Source organism: Bradyrhizobium sp. WCU1, assembly GCF_053474805.1.
The window spans coordinates 5,184,590-5,205,282 of the sequence record NZ_CM130280.1; the positions used below are offsets into that span (position 1 = coordinate 5,184,590).

Sequence of the window (20,693 nt, forward strand, 5' to 3'; positions counted from 1 at the left end):
TAGACCTGATCTTCCAGGGCTGGGGCCTGATCCTGTTTGGCCTGGCACTGAGGGCGCGTGCGTCCCGCCGTTCAAACCAGCCTGCAACGGTGTGAGCCATGATAACGGGTTCGACATGCACGCCGCATGACGAGATCGCCTGGCGCGGGAACCATAGCCTGCACACGTCGCGGCTCGTTGCCGAAGAGACGGCCATTGCGCTGAGCTACGATGGATCAACGCATGCCGTGATGATGGCGACGCCGTCTGATCTAGAGGAGTTCGGCATCGGATTCACCCTCACCGAGGGCATCGTCGAGCACGTGAGCGAAATCGAAACCATCGAGGTGCGGGCTCCGCTTCAGAGTCTCAATCAGCAGACGCGATCCCTGCACGCGGCGGCGTTCTGGCATGCGGCGGCCGGATTCGCATTGGTCAGAGAGGATGTCGGCCGGCACAATGCGCTCGACAAACTCGCCGGGGCGGTTTCCGCCGATGGGCACTCGGCACCAGGCGGAGCTGTGCTGCTGACCAGCCGTGTCTCCGTCGAGAAGGTGCAGAAGACGGCGGTGATCGGCGTACCGTTCGTGATTGCCATGTCGCCCCCGACGACGCTGGCTATCGGGACGGCGGAAGGGGCGGGGATAACGCTGCTCGCGATGATGGATACGGCATATTCACGCACCCGCATCGCGTCGTTCTGGCCAGACGATCGCCGCGGCAAGCCGCTTGTCGATCGATGATTGCATGAGATAGCCATGGAAGCTCTCTCTCCGCACTCGGCTGCAAGGAAGCAGGTTGCAGCCTGCGTGCCGGAACAGTCGCTGCTGGTCGCGTGTCTGCTGAGTATGTCAGGCGGCTTCATCGACGCCTTCACGTGGCTCTCGCTCGGTGGCGTCTTTGCGAATTCGCAGACCGGAAATGTCGTCTTCCTCGGAGTGTATGCTGCGAGCGGACAGTGGTTCCAGGCGCTTCATCACGTTCCTCCGATCCTTGCCTTTGTCGCGGGCGCATGGGTGGCGACAACGGTCCGAGCGCCGCTGCTGTGTCTCGCGGGCGAGATCGTATCTCTGACCGTGGTCATGCTGTTGCTGCACCGGCTTGCCGAGCCGGTTGCAGTGATCGGAGTCGCCTTCGGGGTTGCGCTGCAGACAGCTAGCTTCAGGCTGGTCGAACGCTGGAAATACCTCTCGGTCACGGTGACCGGAAACACGCTCCGGGCCATCGATCTCCTAGTAACGGATCCCCGTCGCGAGGCTGTGCGCGGCGCGAAAGTCATACTCACGATCTGCCTGATGTTCCTGCTGGGCGCCGCGGCCGGAGCATTGGCAACGAAGCGGCTGGGCGCCGGCGGCCTGATTGTTCCGATCGCATTATTGACTTTCGCTCTCGCACTATGTGGTCGCCGCCACCGCTGGCAGGCCTGATGTCTTTCGAGACCATGCTTGTTGGCAAGCTGGCATTCGTTTGCGGTAGATGGTTGCGGTCTGTCCAAATAGCCGTGGGCTTACGCTGCGATCTTGGTACCGGCGCAGCTCTTGTTTGGGCAACCGGGATCTTCGGTTGCAACTGTACTCGGATCAGACGATTGTGATGGGATGGCGGCGCGGCCTCAGAGGCGCCAGGTCGCAAGCCGCCAAAAGAGAGGCGCTGGATTCGGGGCCTTTCTTGTCGTTCAGGTCTTTGGCATCACGCCGGGACTGGTGTCAGGCCATTGAGCAATCAGCTTCGCACCCAGATTGAGATGCTGGGCGACCAACTCCGGCGGAGTGTGCGTCAGCCAGTTGGACAGTGAAACCTCTTCGTAGCGCGGCGCACGGAATACGCCGACGAACTCCAGGTCGGTATCGCCGACGTTCTCGACATAGTGCCCGAGATTGCGCGGAACATAGCCGATGTCGCCTGCGGAAAAATCCGTCGTCATGGCATTCGGGCCCGTGTTGAATACCGTCATCCGCCCCTTCCCTTTAATGTAGTATTGCCACTCATCAGCGTTTGGGTGCCAGTGCATCTCGCGGATACCGCCGGGCCGCACCGTTACGAGCGCTGCCGCGACCGTCGTGGCAACCTTGAAGTTGCTGCTGTCGGCCACGCGGATAGTTCCACCGGCGTTTTCCTTGACCGGAGCCGAACTGCTAAGCGGGAAGATAAATGGATAGGGCGGCGCCTCGGCATGTTTTGCGATCGCTTCGCGATCAGCGGCGAGGGCGCCGGGCACCTTGCCTTGGAAGATCCAGAGATTGTGCAGCGGAATGTTCGCGAAGGTATCGGCCGAGACGCCGAAGTTCTTTGCCAGAACTTCCGGCGGCGTATGTATGAACCAATCCGTGACAAGCAGCGTATTGAATTCGTTGGCATGGCCGTCGTCGAAGCAGATCACGAACTCGCAGCCGTCGGGCCCGAGTCCCTGCAGCGAATGCGGCGCGCCCGCCGGGAAATACCAGAGGTCGCCGGCCTTGACGTCGCCGACATAAGGCCGACCCTCAGCATCGAGAACAGTGACGCGGCAATTGCCATACGTCATGATCGCCCATTCGGCGGCCTGGTGCCAATGCAGCTCGCGAATGCCGCCCGCGGAAAGCCGCATATTGACGCCGGATATTTCTTTCGAGATCGCAAAATCATTGACAGTGACCTGACGAGCCCAGCCGCCGTTCTGTATGCGCCTTGGTGCATTATTGAACGAAGCCCAATCCATCGGCAGACCACCTACGTCAGTTGCTGGCGGCGATTGCATGGAAGGAAATTGCTTCGCGAGCTCCGGGCTTTGCGGTCCGGGATCGGACAGACTTCCTGGGCTTTTGGCGTTAATGGCTCCCTGAGCCGGCTCGTCCGGGTTGCCAACCGTGGCTGCTTGCGCCCCGGCGCTGACCGCGGCCGCGCCCGCCGCCGAAAGAGCCAGCAAATCCCGTCGTGAGAACATGTTGGTTGCTCCTGAAATGTGGTTGAAACGAGCCGCACTCATCGCGGCAGGCTCCTTGAGCGAGCCTATAGGCGCCGTGCATTGCAGGCTTCCGCGAAGGGCGTCTCTTTTTTCGGAACGCACTGTCGAGGCGTGTTGGCCCGATCGGACTCCGTCGATGGTGGTCGCCGTGCTTGTGCGATCGCGAAAAGCGAAGTCCGATTTGAAAAGACGGTGCTCGCGCGATGATCCTAACTGACAGCAGGATCGTGGCACCAAAAGAGATCTCAAATGACCAGCAAATCGGTTCGTCCCTATCGCGAGCCTGCCGGCGGATGGGGGGCGCTCAAGGCGCTCAGCGACGCTCTGCTGGTACAACGGGTCCCGGTGAAAGGTGCAGCGACACTGAGACGCATGAACCAGCCGCAGGGCTTTGATTGCCCCGGCTGTGCCTGGCCCGATCCCAAGCACACCTCGTCATTCGAGTTCTGTGAAAACGGCGGCAAGGCGGTCGCCTGGGAGGTGACAGCCAAGCGCTGCACGCCAGAGTTCTTCGCAGAGCATACCGTCACGGAACTCGCGGGCTGGAGCGACTACGACCTCGAGATGGTCGGACGGCTCACTCATCCGATGGCCTATGACGCCGCCTCCGATCGCTACCTTCCGGTGGGCTGGGACGAAGCCTTCCAAACCATCGGCAGCCACTTGAGGGCGCTGCCCGATCCGAACATGGCGGATTTCTACACGTCCGGGCGGACCTCGAACGAAGCGGCCTTCCTCTATCAGGTCTTCGTCCGCGAATACGGCACCAACAATTTCCCCGACTGTTCGAACATGTGCCACGAGGCGACCAGCGTCGGCCTGCCGAAATCGATCGGCGTCGGCAAGGGGACCGTGCTGCTGGAGGACTTCGACAAGGCGGACTGCATCTTCATCTTCGGCCAGAACCCAGGCACCAACAGCCCGCGAATGATGACGAGCCTGCGCAACGCGGCTCGCCGCGGCGCTTCGATCATCTCGTTCAATCCCTTCCGCGAGCGAGCCCTGGAGCGTTTCCAGGCGCCGCAGAGCCCCGTCGAGATGATCACGCTGTCGTCGACGACGATCAGCTCAAAGCTATTCCAGGTGCGGGTCGGCGGCGACGTCGCCGCACTCAAGGGGATCATGAAGATCCTGGTCGAGGCGGATGAGGCGGCACGCGCCGCGGAGCAGCCCGAGATCCTGGATTGGGATTTCATCCGCGGACACACCGTGGGCATCGAGGCGCTCGCCGATGACCTCAAGCGCACGCAATGGCCCGACATCGAGCGCCGGTCCGGGTTGACGCGCGAGGATCTGGAATATGCGGCCAAGGCCTACATGAAATCGGAGCGCGCGATCTTCGTCTACGGGATGGGGATCACGCAACACTTTCGCGGCGCCAACAACGTCCAGCAGATGGCGAATCTGGCGCTGCTGCGCGGAAGCATCGGGCGCGAAGGAGCGGGTTTGTGCCCGGTTCGCGGCCATTCCAACGTCCAGGGCGACCGGACGGTCGGCATTACCGAGGTGCCCAGCGCGGAACTGCTCGCGCGTCTGGAGCAGCGGTTCGGCTTCAAGCCACCGGCAGCGCCAGGGCACAACGTCGTAACGGCTCTCGAAGCGATGATCCGCGGCGAGGCCAAGGTCTTCTTCGCGATGGGAGGAAACTTTGCCGCCGCCATTCCCGATTGGCAGTCGACGCGGGCGGCGCTGTCCAATCTCGATCTGACCGTTCACGTCTCGACCAAGCTCAACCGCAGCCATTTGGTCCACGGTCGCAATGCCCTGATCCTGCCGTGCCTCGGACGCACCGAAATCGACATTCAGGCGGGCGGGCCGCAGTCGATCACCGTGGAAGACTCCATGTCCATGGTGCACGCCTCCGGCGGACGCAACAAGCCTGCGTCGGAACATCTGCGCAGCGAGGTGGCGATCATCGCCGGCATGGCGAAGGCGACGCTCGGCGATCGCACGGTGGTCGATTGGGACGGCTTTGCCGCCGACTATGACCTGATCCGCGAGGCGATCGAAGCCGTCTTTCCGATTTTTCAGGGCTACAACGCCCGTATCCGGATTCCCGGCGGCTTTCATCTCAACTCGACGGCGCGCGAGCGCATCTGGGCGACGCCGTCCGGAAAGGCGAACTTCCTGGTCTTCGAAGGCTGCGGCGAGGATCCCCCACAGAGCGACCCGGAGTTCCTGTGGCTCAGCACGATCCGAAGCCATGACCAGTACAATACGACGCTCTACTCGATGTCCGACCGCTATCGCGGCGTGTTCGGCCAGCGTGACGTGGTGTTCCTCAACGAATACGAGATGAAACGGCGGGGATTTGCCGAAGGCGACCGTGTGGATTTGATCACGGAATCGACCGACGGGGTCGAGCGGGTCGTGCGCAACTTCCGCGTGGTCGGCTATTCCTTCCCGACCGGCTGTTGCGCCGCGTACTACCCGGAGACCAACTCGCTGGTCCCGCTCTATGCCCGCGATCCCTTGAGCTTCACGCCGTCCTACAAGGGCATCCCGATCCGGCTCGTGCGATCCAGCGGTACCGATGAAGCCGCCGTGCTGCTCGATCACTGAAGAAGCCCGCCTGAGGCGAAGTCGGGGACCGTGCGCCGTCGCTATCGAGGATCGCAGCTTCGGACCCAGCTTCCGGCGGAGCAGCCGGAGGCAACGATCGGGTATGGTCGCGAGATTTCCGGCCCGCACAGCAAAACATCGAAAACAACCCCATGCAAAGCAGCTGATGGACGCCTGCGCGATGTCCGGCGAATCGACACGCCGGGCAAATCACCGGCACGATTCCACCATCGCAGCCGCTACGATCCGTAGGGCTTCGTCAACCCCAGCGAAGCAGAGGCGCGGTTCAGACCATCTCGAACCTTAAGCGCATGATCATTTAGGTGACCGCCGCCTCGGGCTTCGTCACGCCGAACCGCCTCTCGAATTCGGCGACGTTGACGATGCCCCGCCGATGGGTGCCGTCGCCGATCTTGCGGTCGCCGTCCCAGGCCTCGACCTCGAACAGGATACTCTTTGCCTCGACTCCGACGGCCCTTGCAATGGCTCGGACGGTGCGGCCGATCGGTGTTGCCGCGAGATGGCGGATGTTGACCATCATGCCGACGCTGACATAACCGACCGGCAGGAACGGCTGGATGGCCGACCCCGAGGCCATCTCCATGTGCAGGATCATCATCGGCGTGCCGTACACCGCGGGCATGCCCGGCACGACGTGGCCGACTGTCATCTCGGGCGTGACGACCACGACCTTTTCTGCGGTCATGCCGGTCGTCACCTTGTCGAATGGATTCATGATGCAATCCTCGTTTCTTCCGCGACGGGGGGCGGGGATGTTTCGGAGGCGCCCTGCGGCCGCCGGGTGAGCCACGCGCCGAGCTTGTCGAGGTAGAGATAGACCACCGGCGTGGTGTAGAGGGTCAGGATCTGCGACAGCATCAAGCCGCCCACGATGGTGTAGCCGAGCGGTTGGCGCAGCTCCGAGCCCGTGCCGGTGCCGACCATCAACGGCACGCCGCCGAGCAGCGCGGCCATCGTCGTCATGAGGATCGGCCGGAAGCGGAGCGTGCAGGCCTGATAGATCGCCTCCTGCGGGCTCAGGCCATGCTCGCGCTGCACCTCGAGGGCAAAGTCGACGAGCATGATGCCGTTCTTCTTGACGATGCCGATCAGCAGGATGATGCCGATGATGGCGATCACGCTGAGGTCCATGTGCACAGCGAGCAGCAGGAGCAACGCGCCGATGCCGGCGGAAGGCAAGGTCGACAGGATCGTGATCGGGTGGATCAGGCTCTCGTAGAGCACGCCGAGGATGATGTAGATCACGATCAGCGCCACGCCGATCAGCAGCGGGGTACCTGATAGCGAGGACTGGAAGGCCTGGGCGTTGCCCTGGAACGACGTGGCCAGCGAAGCGGGCTTTCCGGTGTCCCGCTCGATCTTCTGGATCGCCGAGACCGCGTCGCCCAGTGCGACACCCGGCTTCAGGTTGAACGAGACCGTGACGGATGGGAACATGCTCTGGTGATTGATGAGAATCGGGGCCGGCTTGATGACGGCATGCACGAGCGTGCTGAGGGGCACCTGCTGGTTGCTCGCGGAATTGACATAGATGCCCTTGAGCGCGTCGGGCCCGTACTGGAAGCTGGGATTGACCTCCATCACGACGTGATACTGGTTCAACGAGGTGAACATCGTGGAGACGATTCGCTGGCCGAAGGCGTCGTCCAGGGTGTTGTCGATCGTCGAGGGCAGGATGCCGTAGCTTGATGCAACCTCGCGGTTGACTGTCACGTCGAGCATCGGACCGGCATTCTCCTGGTCGCTGGCGACGTCGGTGATGACATCGAGCGCACGCAGCTTGTCCAGGAAGATCGCCGACCAGTGCGACAGCTCATTGGAATCCGCGTCGGTGAGCGTGTACTGATACTGGGTCTTCGACAGGCGCGCGCCGATGGTGATGTCCTGGGCCGCCTGCATGTACAGGTTGATGCCCTGGATGTGGGCGAGCTCCCGCGTCAGCCGGTTGATGATTTGATCCGCGCTCGCCTTGCGTCCCGGCTTGGGCTTCAGAACGATGAAGATGCGCCCCTGATTGAGCGTCGCGGTCGGACCGCCGGGCCCGATATAGCTTGCTACCGATTCGATGTCGGGATCCTTCTGCAGGATGCCCACGAGCGCCTGCTGACGCTCGGACATCGCGGGGAAGGAGATGTCCTGCGCGGCCTCGGTAATGCCGACGATCTGTCCGGTATCCTGCTGCGGGAAAAAGCCCTTCGGGATGACGACGTAGAGGTAGCCGGTCAGCGCGATGGTGGAGAGCATCACCAGCAACGTCGCGAAGCGGTGGCGCAGCACGACGTGCAGGCCGCGCGCGTAGAGCGCGAGCAGGGAATCGAAGCCCCTCTCGAACAACAGGTAGAGCCTGCCGTGCTTTCTGCGCGATTCATCCTTGAGCAGGCGCGCGCACATCATCGGCGTCAGGGTCAGCGATATGATCAACGACAGCAGTAGCGCTGCGGTGATCGTGATCGCAAATTCCTGGAACAGCTTTCCGACGTAGCCGCCCATCAGGAAGAGCGGGATGAACACGGCAATCAGCGAAAGCGTGATTGAAATGATCGTAAATCCGATCTCGCTGGAGCCCTTGAGCGCCGCCTGCATGGGCGTGAGCCCCGCTTCGAGATGCCGCACGATGTTCTCGATCACGACCACGGCGTCGTCGACCACGAAGCCGACGGCTATCGACAGCGCCATCAGCGACAGGTTGTCGAGGCTGTAGCCGAGCACGTAAAGCACAGCGAACGTGCCGATCAACGAGAGCGGCACGGTCACCGCCGGAATGATCGTGGCCCAGAAATTTCGCAGGAACAGGAAGATGACCATCACCACCAGCGCAACGGTCAACATCAGGGTGAACTGGACGTCCGAGACGGCGGCGCGAATGGTCGCGGTCCGGTCTGCGGCAATCGTGACCTTGATTGCGGGGGGCACCGACGCCTGCAGTGTTGGCAGCAACGTCCTGATGCGATCGACGGTTTCGATGACATTGGCGCCCGGAACCCGCTGGACCGCGAGAATGATGGCGGGCTGCTTGCCGTACCAGCCGGCCAGCAGATTGTTTTCGGGCCCCTCGATCGCCGTGCCGATATCGCGGATCCGCACCGGCGAGCCGTTGCGATAGGCGATGATGAGGTCGTCATACGCCGCCGGCTTCAACAACTGGTCGTTGGTGTTCAGCGTGTAGGTCACGCGCGGGCTGTTGAGCGTGCCCTTGGGCAGATCGACGTTGGCTCCGGCGATCACACTACGGACATCCTCGAGGCCAATGCCACGATCGGCAAGGGCCTGCGGGTTGACCTGGACACGAATGGCCGGCTTCTGCTGCCCGCCGATTCCAACCAGGCCCACGCCAGGCACCTGCGAGATCTTCGGCAGCAGGATATTCTCGGCGTAGGCATCGACGGTCGTCATCGGAAGCGTATCCGACGATAGCGCGATCAACATGATCGGCGTCTCGGCCGGATTCACCTTCCGGATGGTCGGCGGATAGGGAATATTCGGCGGCAAATAGGGGCTGGCGGCATTGATCGCCGACAGGACGTCGACGGCCGCGCTGTCGACAGTACGTGAGAGCTCGAACTGCACGGTCAGCTGAGCCACACCGAGCGCGCTCGATGAGGTCAGTTGCGTGACGCCCGGGATTTGGCTCAGTTGCTGTTCCAGGGGCGTGGCAACAGACGATGCGATGGTCTGCGGATCGGCGCCGGGCAACTGCGCCGAGATCTGAATGGTCGGGAAGTTGACGTTGGGCAACGCCCCGACCGGAAGCAGGGGATAGGCCGCAAGGCCGCACAGCAGCAGGCCGGCCATCAGCAGGGCGGTTGCGATCGGCCGTAAGATGAAGGGCGCGGAGAAATTCATGGCAGCGCGTCCTGCACAGAGCTTTGCAGGTCCGCTTCGCGCGCGGCCTTGCCGTGCAGCTCCTGAACCTGGCTGCCTTCCTTGAGCCGGTACTGTCCGTCGATCACGACGACATCGCCCGATTTCAGGCCCTGATCGATCAGCGCCTGCCCGTCGCTGATCTGCGCGACGTGGACTGGGCGGAGCTCCGCCGTCTGGTTCGGCTTCACCACGTAGACATAGGCGCCGTTCGGGCCCTGCTGCACGGCTGAGCCGGCGACGGTCAAGGCGTCCTTGCGGGTGTCGAGCAGCAGGCGGGCATTTATCAGTTGTCCCGGCCATAGCCGGTGATCGCGATTTGGAAAAGTAGCCTTGAGCTGAAGTGTGCCCGTCGTCTGGATGATCTCGTTGTTGATGAGAAGCAGCTCACCCTCGTCGAGCTTGATCTTGTCGTCCTGGCTGTAGGCGACGACCTTCAGCGGTCCCTTGGTCAACTGCTGCTGAATCTCCGGGAGATCCGCCTCCGGAAGGGTGAAGAGCAGCGAGATCGGCTCCACCTGGGTCACTACGACAAGGCCGTTCGGATCGGTCGGGTGAATGACGTTGCCGACGTCGATCTGCCTGACGCCGGTAACGCCGGGGATTGGCGACGTCAGGCGCGTGTAGCTGAGCTGAACTTTGGCTTCGTCGATCTGCGCCTGATCCGACTTGACGGCGGCCTGTAGCTGCGCGACCTGCGCCTTCTGCGTCTCGATCAATTGCGGAGTGGCATATCCCTTGTCGCCGAGCTGGGTGTAGCGGGAAAGATTTGCCTCCGCGTTCGTCAGCTGGGCCCGGTCGCGGTCGCGATTGGCTGTGAACTGCTCGATCTGGGCCTCGTATGGACGGGGATCTATCTGTGCAAGCAGATCGCCGGCCTTGACCGTCTGGCCCTCGGTGAAGGCGATCTGGACGATTTGTCCCTGGATCTGACTGCGCACGACGTCAGTGTTGTAGGCGATCACCGTGCCTATGCCGCGCAGGTAAATCGGGACATTCCTGCCAGTGACCGTGGCAGCGACCACTGGGATTGCGGCAGACGCCGGCAGGCTCGCTGCGGCCGGCCGGGCTCTCTTGCCGAAGTACCAGACGCTCCCGCCGCCAAGGGCAGTGGCGAGCACGACCAGCACGACAATGAAGCTGCGTTTCACGGTGGTGTTCCTCTCATGAATCTCAGGGATGGCCGAAACCGGTGATCGAAACCGCATTGGCTGGTGTGCTTGGGCCCGCAACGGGCGCGACTTGGCTGATTCCGGCATTGCCGATCTCGGTCGCTCCCAAGGGAACCCCGGCACGTCCGGCCGTCGACGACGAGGGCAGGGGAGACGAAGGAATGCTGCTGTCGGTGCACGACAGCGGCGCGCTTCCGGAAATCCCGCCACCGTCGAATGGAGCTTTCGATGACGGAGCAGCACTCGAGCCGGCGCAATTCCCGATGCCTGTACCTGGCGAGGGGATGATCGGACTTACGCCGGGCGTTGCGATTTCGGTCGCGCCGAGCGGAATGCCTGGCGCGCCGCTCGGCTCCATCATGAATGGCGATGTTGCTCGCGCGCCTGACGACGGCGGAGTTGAAGATGTCGTCTGGGCATTTGCTGCAACGGGCCTCCCGATCGCGCCGGTTGCGAGCCACATGCACAGGACGAAAGCGCCCCTGTGCCATTTGAGCCGTCTTCGCATGTGTGGTGCTCCGAACCAGGTTGCACGCCAATGATAAAGAGCAGAGTGAGCGCTGCATGATGCGCATGAGCCGGAGGCCTTCCTTGCGGATTGACGGGGTCACCGTCGTTGCCGGCGCATGATCCGCTTCACGTTCGCGCCTATGATGGAAATCTCATCACAGCCAGCGTGTGCAGGCATACCGAAGTGGGCTAGCGGCGCCGGGGTCACCGCTGCAATAGCGACGTATCTTGCTTCTCAGTGTGCTGGGCTTCACCGTATCTCTCACGCACTCGGAGTCTGAAGTCGGCATCGCCGTCATGCATTGAGTGAGTGTCTGAAAGCGACATGTTCGTTTGCCCTGGTCCAACAAGCAGAAGCGATTGGTGTAAACTTCCGGAGGTTTCAGTGTGGCTTCCGAAATGCCGATAACTGCGACAATCGCTGTTCCCACAACCACGTATGGCAACCCTCGTTTGTAGCTCAACGCGACGGCTCCCTTAGCACTCGCTGCGATGCAGAAGCAGCTGCTTCACCGGAACGGTATAGCAATTTGCCATATCCCGTATTGCCGAGACGCACGCCAATTCCCAAGCCGAACGCTCAAATGCGCAAGGACCCGTGTGGCCGCTCTGAAGTTAGCATGCAGTATCACAAACACCCTGGTCTTCGTCTACGTTGCGCGTTGTGTTTTGATCTGGAAGTAGCGACGGCGCCTCAATGCCAGGCCTTGAGCCTTGCTTGCGACAACAACCGCGTTCGAAGTCTTTCGACGAGGCTCGGATTCCTGCGCATCTGCGTCAATAAATCCACCCGGTGGTGTCGATGGCCCGACGCTCGGACTCTGGATATAACTAGATGAAGCCACTCGCCCGCTCGGCCTACCTAACGCTATGAGCACACCGATTGCGGTGCTTCTCGTGCTAGCCAGGATCGCACTGGCGAGAAGGTCGAGGTATCCGGTCGTACGAAAAAAGATGCTTCAGCCGACTCCTTCTGGGAGCCGGCTGAACACTTCGCGTGAAGTCTTCGCATTCGTCAGCCGGTTTCCCGTAATGCTGTGACGAAAACGGGCTTTGGAAAATACGCGCCGCGCCGGGAACGGCTTGTTCAAGCGCCTTCTAACTACGAAGCACAGCGGAAACTCTGAGGTCTTCGTAGAGGCAGTTCCTTAGGTCGCCATCGCTAGGGGCATGGGTGCCTCCTTCCGTCGTAACCGATATACGTCCCGGTATTCGGATCGTACGAGCGATACCTCTGTGCGCAAAAGTTGGAAGCAGTGGCAACATCGTAATCATCGTGGAGCCAATCGTCGTAGCCGTCACCATAGTAGGGCCAGCCAAGGTATGCGCCTGATACCAAAGCGCCGCCAAGTCCTAAGCCGCGCGCGTACGCCCATCGGTGGGTGCGATTGTGATGGAATCTGCCAGCACCGAGCCGATTCGCATCGACGTGATTTAGACGACCAAGGCCCATCGCAGATCTGTGAAGAGTGCCAGCGGCACGAATTCCTGCTGAAGAGGCTCGAAAGCGTCCGGTGCCGCCGAAATGCGCGCCACCACCATGAAAGCCTCCGCCGCCACCATGGCCACCGCCGCGAGAGTAAGCTGGCGCCGCCGTTGTCAAGATTACGACAAAGATAGCCCCGCAAATCGTCATGATCCGATCCATCGTTATTTCCTTTCATTCATGAGAGTCTTACACGCTTGCTGGATCCGTCGCCCGCTAAGCGATCGTGCAACGTCGCCGCGGGACGCCGCTGCTCAGATTTTGTTTTCAATCCTTCTTCATCGCGATCTTGGTGTCAGTCCTGACCCGTGCCCAATCAGCCTTCAGCTTCTGCATGAACGAACTCCGGAGCGTGTTGTGGCATTCGCTGATGATCATCGGCGCCACGTCTCGGTGCCTTCGCGCTTCTCCACGCCTGACCAGGATACTGCCGCCTGCAACGACGTTTCGACTACGGGCGCAGCGCGGCGCGCGCATTGGTGAGCGCCCGATGGCAGCCAGCGGAGTCCCCGGCGTCGCTGGCGGCGCGAGCCTGAGCCAATGCATCGAGCGCCTGTTCGAAGCCCCGCCGATGGCTGCCTTCGGTGGCCGCCAGCGATCGCGGCGTCGGCTGATAACCGCGCAGTGCGTCGAGGCTTTCCGACTTCCATCCATCGGTTCCTGCTTGTCTTTCGATGGCGGCGTCGATCTGTGCCTGAACGCGCGCGATTGAAGGAGCGCACGGACTGGCTTGGGCGGAGGTAGCGGCCAATAGCGCGGTGATGGTGGCGTAGCAGTTCGTGCTCCTGGTCATCTTGCTCATCCTCGAAAGGGCGGTCGCGGTCAGTGTTGTCTACTTGCAAGAGGAATAGTTGCTGGTCTTTCGCAAAAGAACGGAAAGAGCGGTTGGACATGTTTGCGTCGACAGAATCCCGTCCGAAGATCGCGTGCGTTCTTCGTTCGCAAACGATGAGACTCAATTTGCAGGCTGTGCCGACGGTGGGCGACAGCAGGCGTATCGGCCTAGCGAAGTGGTCGGCGACAGACTCGGCTTCGTCTTCAGGTGCCGTGTTTTCGCGACAATATCGTTCGTTCGGGGGAGACGGAGGTTGGCCGCGTTGGTAGGTCGGATATCTCGATGTGTACTTTAACCGACAAAGTGACGGAGAACCGACGATGCAACAGTTCGCGCGTGTACTAACAGACAAAGGCGCCGTTCCGGTAATTCTGAAAGGTAGTGAGCACCTCGACCTGCGGCCCATTGTTTCCGACATCAACCCGGACGCGATAGCTGGAGGTGCTTTAATCAATGTCGATACCTCTCGCCTCTCTCCGATCGCCGGTGACGTCACATACCTGGCGCCAATCGATGGCATTCGGCAGATCGCGGCGACGGGCTTCAACTACAAGAAGCACATCGAAGAATTCAAGATGAAGCCGCCGACGGAACCTGAGGTGTTCTTGAAGGCGATCAGCTCACTGACGGGACCCTTCGATCCGATCTCTCGTGGTCCTAATCAGAACGTGAAACTTGACTGGGAAGTCGAGTTGGCAATCGTGATCGGGCGGGAAGCGAAAGATGTCAGCGCTGCCGCCGCAGCCGACTACATCTTCGGTTACGTCTGTGTGAACGACGTTTCGGATCGCGCAACGCAGGTCGATGAAGAAGGTCAGCAACACTTGGTGCGCGCCAAGTCGCGACCGGGATATTCCCCGATCGGACCCTATTTAACGACTGGTGTCGATGGAATGCAGCTCGATATCTGGACCAAGTTGAACGGAAACTACGAGCAACGTGGCAATACAAGCGACATGCTGTTCGGTGTCCCCGAGATGCTTGCCTACTTCTCATCGCACATGACGTTGCTTCCCGGCGACATTTTGGCAACGGGCACGCCGCCTGGCGTTGGTTTCGGTAAAAATCGCTTCATGAAGGTAGGCGATGTGCTGGAATGCGGTATTGCCAATCTCGGCTCGCAACGTCACGAGATCACATCTTGATGCGGTAGATGGGAGTCGGCCGCGCGCGCCGTTACGTTGCCCTTAGTGCCGCAGAGGACGGGAGGTTTTGTGGCCATCATCAACATCAACATCAACGGCGCGACGCATGACGTGGACGTGCCGGCTGATATGCCCTTGCTGTGGGTTATTCGCGATGTTCTCGGTCTTACCGGTACGAAATTCGGTTGCGGGATTGCCCAATGCGGAGCATGCACCGTGCATGTCGGCGGGCTTGCGCTTAGATCATGTGTGCTGTCAATCGGTGACGTCGGCGCGCGCCCAGTGACGACGATCGAGGCGATTGGCGCCACTACCGAAGGCTCAAAGGTGCAGGCAGCCTGGCTCGAGCACGAAGTCATTCAGTGTGGATACTGTCAATCAGGTCAGATCATGACTGCTGCGGCACTTTTGAAGCATGTGCCAAATCCGACCGACGCTGACATCGACGCGGCAATGTCGGGGAACATATGCCGCTGCGGCACCTACGTGCGTATCCGACGAGCGATCCATGCCGCCGCGGTCAATACCTGATAGGCTTGTCATGATAAGTGAAATTTCTCGTCGGTCGGTGTTACGAGCTGGAGTAGCCATCGGCGGGGGGCTTCTCCTCGAAATGCGCCTTCCCGAGTTCGCGTATGGATCTGAACGTTTAGTGGATGGCGGCGAATTTTCTCCGAATGCGTTCATTCGCATTGATGGAAGAGGAGCCATCAGCTTCATTATGCGCAGTGTCGAGATGGGCCAAGGTATCTACACGGCGGCCGCCATGCTGATCGCAGAGGAACTCGAGGTGCGTCTTGATCAGATCGAAGCGCTGGCGGCTCCGGCTAATGAGGCGCTATACACCGACCCGATCCTGGGCCAGCAGGAAACCGGCGGGTCTGCATCAACGAGGAGTAGTTGGATTCCACTTCGCCAGGCGGGTGCAACCGCTCGAGTTATGCTGATCATGGCGGCCGCAAAGCGGTGGGGGGTTGTCTTCGAGGATTGCGTAGCGCGACAAGGGATGGTCACCCATTCCGCAAGCGGACGCAGCGCCTCGTATGGGGAACTCGCGGAAGATGCGGCGCGACAGCCCGTTCCGGACAATGTGCCGCTCAAGCCAGCATCAGAGTTTAGGCTGATAGGCTCATCGGCTCACCGACTGGATAGTGCGGCAAAGGCTAACGGGACGGCGACTTTCGGAATTGATATCAAGGTCCCTGGAATGAAGATCGGGACAGTTGCTGCCTGTCCTGTCAGGGGTGGTCGCCTTGTTTCTATCGACGAAGCCGCGGCCAAGCGCGTATCCGGTGTCCGCGACGTCGTTCGCCTTGATGATTTGGTGTCGGTAATCGGCGACAACATGTGGGCTGCAACGCAAGGCCTGGCCGCCGCAAATCCCCATTGGGATGAGGGACCGAACAAGAGTGTATCAACGGAAGATCTGATCAAGGACTTGGACACTGCGTCCCGGCAGCCGGGCGTCGTGGCAAAACAAGAGGGAGACCCTGTCTCCGCCATTGCGGGTAGCGTCACACGGATCGATGCTGTGTACCAACTTCCCTTTCTGGCCCACGCTCCAATGGAGCCGATCAATACGACGATACACATTCGAGCCGATGGTGCGGATGTGTGGGTGGGCACACAGGTCCCGGTTCGCGCGCAACTTGCCGTCGCGCTCGTTACCGGTTTGCCCCAAGAGTCGATCAACATTCATAATCAGTATTTAGGTGGAGGGTTCGGTCGTCGTCTCGACGTAGACTCGATCCATCAGGCAGCACGAATTGCAAAGCAACTCCCGTATCCGGTAAAATTGATTTGGACTCGCGAAGAGGACATCCAGCACGACCTGTATCGACCCTATTACTACGATAGGGTCTCTGCGGGGCTCGACGCACAAGGCAATATCTCCGGATGGACCCATCGTGTGACCGGATCGTCCGTCGCGGCCCGATGGCGTCCATCCAGAATGCAGAAGGACGGCCATCTTGATCCAGACGCCGTCTTAGGGGCCACCGAAACCCCGTACGAACTACCAGCAACTCTGGTCGACTACGTTCGTTGCGAACCTCGCGTATTCGACACGCTATGGTGGCGCGGCGTTGGTCAGACGCACAACGTATTCGTCGTGGAAAGCTTGATGGACGAGCTTGCTGCGGCTGCATCCCAGGATCCGGTCGACTTTCGGCGCAAGTTTCTAAAAAAGAATTCTCGCGGCCGCTCGGTGCTTGATCTCGCTGTTGAGAAGTCCGGATGGGGGAAGCCGCTTCCCAAGGGCTGGGGCAGGGGGGTTGCGCTGCAATTCTCCTTCAATACTCATGTTGCCTCGGTGCTTGAGGCGGAGATCTCCGGAGGTGAAATACGGCTAAGACGTGTGCACATTGCCGTAGATTGTGGCCCAGTCGTCAACCCGAATATCATTGAAGCACAAATGGAAGGAGGGATGATCTTCGGCCTGACCATGGCACTTTACGGCGAGATTACGGTTACGAATGGTCGGGTCGATCAGAGCAACTTCAATGACTATCGCATGCTTCGCATGAACCAAGCGCCTGAAATATCGGTCCATCTAGTGAACAATCCTGATGCTCCAATCGGTGGGATCGGGGAGACGGGTACCGTGGCGGCGGCACCGGCACTGGCGAATGCGATCTATTCTGCGACTGGTCGGCGTCTGCGCCGTATTCCGTTCGCACAGCAGGTGGCCCAGACACAATGAACATCAGATTCTGGGACAGCTTTGGCAGGAAAGGTCGGGCCTTGCGCGTCATGGGGGCATTCGCAATTGCCATCATTGCGGCGCTATGTGCCGGTCTGACGTGGCGTCTGCTCGATCGTGATCCTGAAGTCGTTGCAGCCGACGTCGAGTCGTCACCTGCCTTGATTGCGAAGGGAGAGTACCTCGCGCGAGCAGCGGACTGCGTCGCCTGCCATAGTGCACCTGGTCGCGCGCCATTCTCTGGCGGGGTCGCGTTTCGCCTTCCGTTTGGGACAATCTATTCGACTAATATTACTCCGGATCGAGAGACTGGGATCGGGTCGTGGAGCGACAATGATTTTGTACGTGCGCTCCACCGCGGAATTGCAAAGGATGGAACCTATCTTTACGCAGCATTTCCATACACGTCGTACACCGCGATGAGGCGTGAAGATGCTGTCGCAATCAAGGCATATTTGTTCAGCCTTCCGGCGGTTCACGCGCCACCACGAGCCAACAGTCTATCGTTTCCCTTTAACCAACGTTGGTCAATGGCGATATGGAATCTCCTATTCCTCAAAGACAGACGATTCCGACCGGACCCGAGCTTGAACGATAGAGAAAATCGTGGAGCGTATTTGGCATCGGCACTCGGTCATTGTGGCGAATGTCACACCCCGAGGAACATGGCGTTCGCCCTTGACAACTCTAAGAAATTCGCAGGGGCCATCGTCGAAGGATGGCGTGCTTACAACATTAGCTCGGATCAACGCTTCGGCGTCGGCGGCTGGAGCGATAATGCTCTCGCCGAATACCTAAGCAGTGGGCACGCGGCGAACAGGGGATCCGCGGGCGGGCCTATGGGAGAGGCGGTGGCCGACAGCCTGCAGTATCTGGCATCTGGGGATGTTGACGCACTGGTGGCATACTTAAAGCGGATCTCACCGCAATTAGGGCAGCGAGGGTCCGAGATCAGCCTCTCCTCGCCAGCGATGGCGGTATCAAGCCCCTGGGGACCGGGCATTGAAGAAGATGCAGACGGGTTGGGACGACGAATATTCGAGGGCGCATGTGCAAGTTGCCATCAGTGGAACGGCAATGGACAGCAAACATCGTACGCCGCGCTCGCAGGTAGCCAGACTGTTAACGACCCTACAGGTACTAACTTGATACAGATACTGCTCACGGGTGCAGACCTAGCTTCGGGTAAAGTCAGGGCATATATGCCGCCGTTTGGCAAAGCATATTCCGCGGAAGAGCTCGCCGCGGTATCAAACTACGTCATTGCTCACTTTGGCGGAAAGCCTGGTCTTGTTACTGCCGAAATGGTTCGCCAGCGGAAAGCCAATTGATGCCGACGTATAGTGCCGCCAAGCTGCGCTGTACGAAGCGTGTGAGCGTCGGGCAGATCGTATAGGTGGCACGCGACGGTTCGGTCATCTTCATCCGCCTGTAGCGACGGCTCCTCCTGCTGGCAGCAATCGAACGCGAAAGGGCAACGAGTGCTGAACCGGAAGCCACTCGGAGGACTCATCGGACTGGGCACATCGCCGCCCAAGCGATGCGCTTCCGTGCTGCATCAGGTTCGGGCACCGGCACGGCCGACAGCAGTGCCAGAGTGTAGGGATGGCGAGGCTTTGAAAATATCTGCCGCCTAGTTGCGACTTCAAGACTTCAACAAATTTTCCTAGATACATCACCGCGACGCGATGCGTCATATGTTCCACAATAGCTGCAAAGGATTCGTCCTCTGGCGGTCCGGAATACATAGGGGACGCATTGAGAGGCAGCGAGCAGAGTCCTGAGGACTCCTCAACTTGACAGGTAGGCTTCGCGGGTTAGAGGAACGGAACTAAATAATGCGTAGCCTGGAGAGAGTCCCACATTCGCTTACGAAGGTCGCTGCCGACACGGCAAATGCCGATCAAGCGGTTGGCCAAAAAATGGGCCGCCCGCTGGGGGGGAGCGGACGGCCCAGTCGGCTCGACGGTGGGAGGAAGCGCGTTCGAGCCTGGCAAAGGGCTGGGGGTAGCCCTCATCGTCTTGTCTATATTGGATCGCATGGAGAGTATTTCACATCCGACTGGAACTATTGAACTCGCATGATTGGCCTTCTATCAGCAGTCAGGTGGATCTCGACTCACGCATAATATGGCCTCAGCACCCAGCTTCATTGGCTACATCAAACTTTTGATCGTCACGCTTGTGACCTTTCGTCCGTAGTGCCGCTCAATTCTAGAGTTGAGCGCGCCTAGCTGCGTGGTTGGCGGGGCTACTAGGTAGCTCCGAATTTGGGGTGCGGAAATCGCGAGCGATATTTTTCGGCCTCATACTACAGCATATCCCGCGCAGGAGCTGAGCTAGTGATCGCAGTCAGTTTAGCATTGTGGCGCGGTCTTGCGCTGAGGCTTTCGTCAGGCGAATGGCATTGTCGCTAGGGACCCGATACTTGGCCGCACCCACTAAGCCGTCGCGGGTTGCCCCGCTTTGGTAGCGATCGCCAAAGGTGTGGACGTGCAATCGCGGAATTGCGTCTCGCCCTTGGAAAGACCGAGAAATGACGCCTTGCTATAGAAACCCACCCTTGGATGCGCACCAAGGGGTCGAGCGGCAGTTGGCCGCACGATCGTTGACCGATTTAGAACGTGAAGAGGTGATTAGATGGGGTTTGGTGAGCAAACCGGCTCGGCGAGAGTTGCGCGTCCTGAGAACGGATCCGTATCGGACCATCTGCTACTGCGCGAGTTCAGTCACCGAATAAACAATGAGTTGTCGTCAGCCATCAGTCTTATTTCGCTCGCGGCAAAGCGTAGTCAAAACAGTGAGGTGCAAGCGACGCTTGCTGCCGTGCAGGATCGGCTTCAAGGCTACGCTAGTGTCCATCACTCGTTGCAGATGCCGGAGTGCAGCACGACTGTCGAACTGACGAGCTACCTTCAAAAGCTGTGTAAGGCTCTCTGTCGTTCGAAGCTTGAGAGCCGGAAGATTGAGCTGGCATTGTCTCTCTGTCCCGTGTGGATCACTTCCGAACGTTGCTGGCTATTGGGAATGATCGTGTTTGAGCTAATTACGAATTCTGCGCGGCACGCGTTCCTGAGCGGTACGGGTAAAATCGATCTGGAACTGTTCACGACGAGTAACATGATCGCATGCCGGATCAGTGACAATGGCGTGGCTCATCCAGGCGCTGTGCCTGGCCGAGGACTGCGGATCGTTGCAGCTCTTGTCTCTCGCTTACATGGAACAATCGACGTGAAATCTGGACCTCAGGGAACTAGCTCGACCGTGATTTTTCCGATGACCTACAATGCTGAGGCTTGCCCCGCAGGAGCAGATGTAGGGCGGATACTCCTCGGCTAGGTCGTCGGCACGGCAGTGCCGATCGACCCGAGGCATTTCAGCTAGGAGCCTTGTTTGGTATCCGGCGTGGGTTCAATCAACGAAACGGGCGGCGTGCGCCATCCTAGGGTCGATATGGGCCGCGCACGGCTCACTGAT

At 60.1% G+C, this 20,693-nt stretch carries 15 protein-coding genes and 1 pseudogene; 9 read left to right on the forward strand and 7 right to left on the reverse strand.

Features of this window, described 5'->3' with window-relative positions:
* The first annotated feature begins 98 nt into the window (after positions 1-98).
* Both ACTUWL_RS24040 and ACTUWL_RS24045 read left to right on the forward strand, forming a co-directional pair.
* On the forward strand, positions 99-722 hold the full coding sequence (locus ACTUWL_RS24040; RefSeq protein ID WP_021079029.1) for an FdhD/NarQ family protein: 624 nt from the start codon (positions 99-101) through the stop codon (positions 720-722).
* Between the two features lie 15 nt (positions 723-737).
* The gene (locus ACTUWL_RS24045; protein WP_021079030.1) at positions 738-1,406 is read left to right on the forward strand and encodes a YoaK family protein; all 669 of its coding nucleotides are present in this window, start codon (positions 738-740) and stop codon (positions 1,404-1,406) included.
* 248 nt (positions 1,407-1,654) lie between these two features.
* On the opposite strand, the gene ACTUWL_RS24050 is transcribed toward ACTUWL_RS24045, so the two are convergent.
* Entirely contained in the window at positions 1,655-2,902 is a 1,248-nt protein-coding gene (locus tag ACTUWL_RS24050) for an oxalate decarboxylase family bicupin (protein ID WP_021079031.1), read from the reverse strand.
* A 270-nt stretch (positions 2,903-3,172) separates the two neighbouring features.
* Here ACTUWL_RS24050 and ACTUWL_RS24055 point away from each other — a divergent pair, with 270 nt between their 5' ends.
* Positions 3,173-5,485: an FdhF/YdeP family oxidoreductase gene (locus ACTUWL_RS24055; RefSeq protein ID WP_021079032.1), complete on the forward strand. Its 2,313-nt coding sequence runs from the start codon at positions 3,173-3,175 to the stop codon at positions 5,483-5,485.
* A gap of 319 nt (positions 5,486-5,804) precedes the next feature.
* On the opposite strand, the gene ACTUWL_RS24060 is transcribed toward ACTUWL_RS24055, so the two are convergent.
* Genes ACTUWL_RS24060 through ACTUWL_RS24070 form a run of 3 tightly spaced genes read right to left on the reverse strand, consistent with a single transcriptional unit; the run spans position 5,805 to position 10,518 of the window.
* On the reverse strand, positions 5,805-6,221 hold the full coding sequence (locus ACTUWL_RS24060; RefSeq protein WP_021079033.1) for a thioesterase family protein: 417 nt from the start codon (positions 6,219-6,221) through the stop codon (positions 5,805-5,807).
* The gene (locus ACTUWL_RS24065) at positions 6,218-9,349 is read right to left on the reverse strand and encodes an efflux RND transporter permease subunit (RefSeq protein ID WP_021079034.1); all 3,132 of its coding nucleotides are present in this window, start codon (positions 9,347-9,349) and stop codon (positions 6,218-6,220) included. Before ACTUWL_RS24065 ends, ACTUWL_RS24060 begins: the two co-directional genes overlap by 4 nt.
* Entirely contained in the window at positions 9,346-10,518 is a 1,173-nt protein-coding gene (locus ACTUWL_RS24070) for an efflux RND transporter periplasmic adaptor subunit (RefSeq protein WP_021079035.1), read from the reverse strand. The genes ACTUWL_RS24065 and ACTUWL_RS24070 overlap by 4 nt, the downstream gene beginning before the upstream one ends.
* A gap of 41 nt (positions 10,519-10,559) precedes the next feature.
* Between ACTUWL_RS24070 and ACTUWL_RS24075 the strand changes: the two genes are divergently transcribed.
* Positions 10,560-11,081 (forward strand): hypothetical protein, encoded by a 522-nt coding sequence (locus ACTUWL_RS24075; protein WP_146160400.1) that lies wholly within the window; start codon positions 10,560-10,562, stop codon positions 11,079-11,081.
* A 1,130-nt stretch (positions 11,082-12,211) separates the two neighbouring features.
* On the opposite strand, the gene ACTUWL_RS24080 is transcribed toward ACTUWL_RS24075, so the two are convergent.
* Both ACTUWL_RS24080 and ACTUWL_RS24085 read right to left on the reverse strand, forming a co-directional pair.
* Complete coding sequence (locus ACTUWL_RS24080) at positions 12,212-12,697, reverse strand: BA14K family protein (protein WP_106940497.1); 486 nt, start codon at positions 12,695-12,697, stop codon at positions 12,212-12,214.
* A 289-nt stretch (positions 12,698-12,986) separates the two neighbouring features.
* Complete coding sequence (locus ACTUWL_RS24085) at positions 12,987-13,328, reverse strand: hypothetical protein (protein WP_021079038.1); 342 nt, start codon at positions 13,326-13,328, stop codon at positions 12,987-12,989.
* 362 nt (positions 13,329-13,690) lie between these two features.
* Between ACTUWL_RS24085 and ACTUWL_RS24090 the strand changes: the two genes are divergently transcribed.
* The 4 genes from ACTUWL_RS24090 to ACTUWL_RS24105 all read left to right on the forward strand — a co-directional run bounded on the left by ACTUWL_RS24090 (position 13,691) and on the right by ACTUWL_RS24105 (position 18,547).
* Positions 13,691-14,515, forward strand: coding sequence for a fumarylacetoacetate hydrolase family protein (locus ACTUWL_RS24090; RefSeq protein ID WP_106940496.1), 825 nt, complete (start codon positions 13,691-13,693; stop codon positions 14,513-14,515).
* A 129-nt stretch (positions 14,516-14,644) separates the two neighbouring features.
* Positions 14,645-15,046, forward strand: coding sequence for a (2Fe-2S)-binding protein (locus tag ACTUWL_RS24095; RefSeq protein WP_210256506.1), 402 nt, complete (start codon positions 14,645-14,647; stop codon positions 15,044-15,046).
* 10 nt (positions 15,047-15,056) lie between these two features.
* Positions 15,057-17,216, forward strand: coding sequence for a xanthine dehydrogenase family protein molybdopterin-binding subunit (locus tag ACTUWL_RS24100; RefSeq protein ID WP_021079042.1), 2,160 nt, complete (start codon positions 15,057-15,059; stop codon positions 17,214-17,216).
* Positions 17,213-18,547, forward strand: coding sequence for a c-type cytochrome (locus ACTUWL_RS24105; RefSeq protein ID WP_021079043.1), 1,335 nt, complete (start codon positions 17,213-17,215; stop codon positions 18,545-18,547). The genes ACTUWL_RS24100 and ACTUWL_RS24105 overlap by 4 nt, the downstream gene beginning before the upstream one ends.
* A gap of 56 nt (positions 18,548-18,603) precedes the next feature.
* Here the strand turns inward: ACTUWL_RS24105 and ACTUWL_RS24110 are convergent.
* Positions 18,604-18,928 (reverse strand): annotated as a pseudogene (locus tag ACTUWL_RS24110) (oligopeptide/dipeptide ABC transporter ATP-binding protein); the annotation flags it as partial.
* 928 nt (positions 18,929-19,856) lie between these two features.
* Between ACTUWL_RS24110 and ACTUWL_RS24115 the strand changes: the two are divergent.
* Entirely contained in the window at positions 19,857-20,555 is a 699-nt protein-coding gene (locus ACTUWL_RS24115; RefSeq protein ID WP_021079044.1) for a sensor histidine kinase, read from the forward strand.
* Positions 20,556-20,693: the final 138 nt, after the last annotated feature.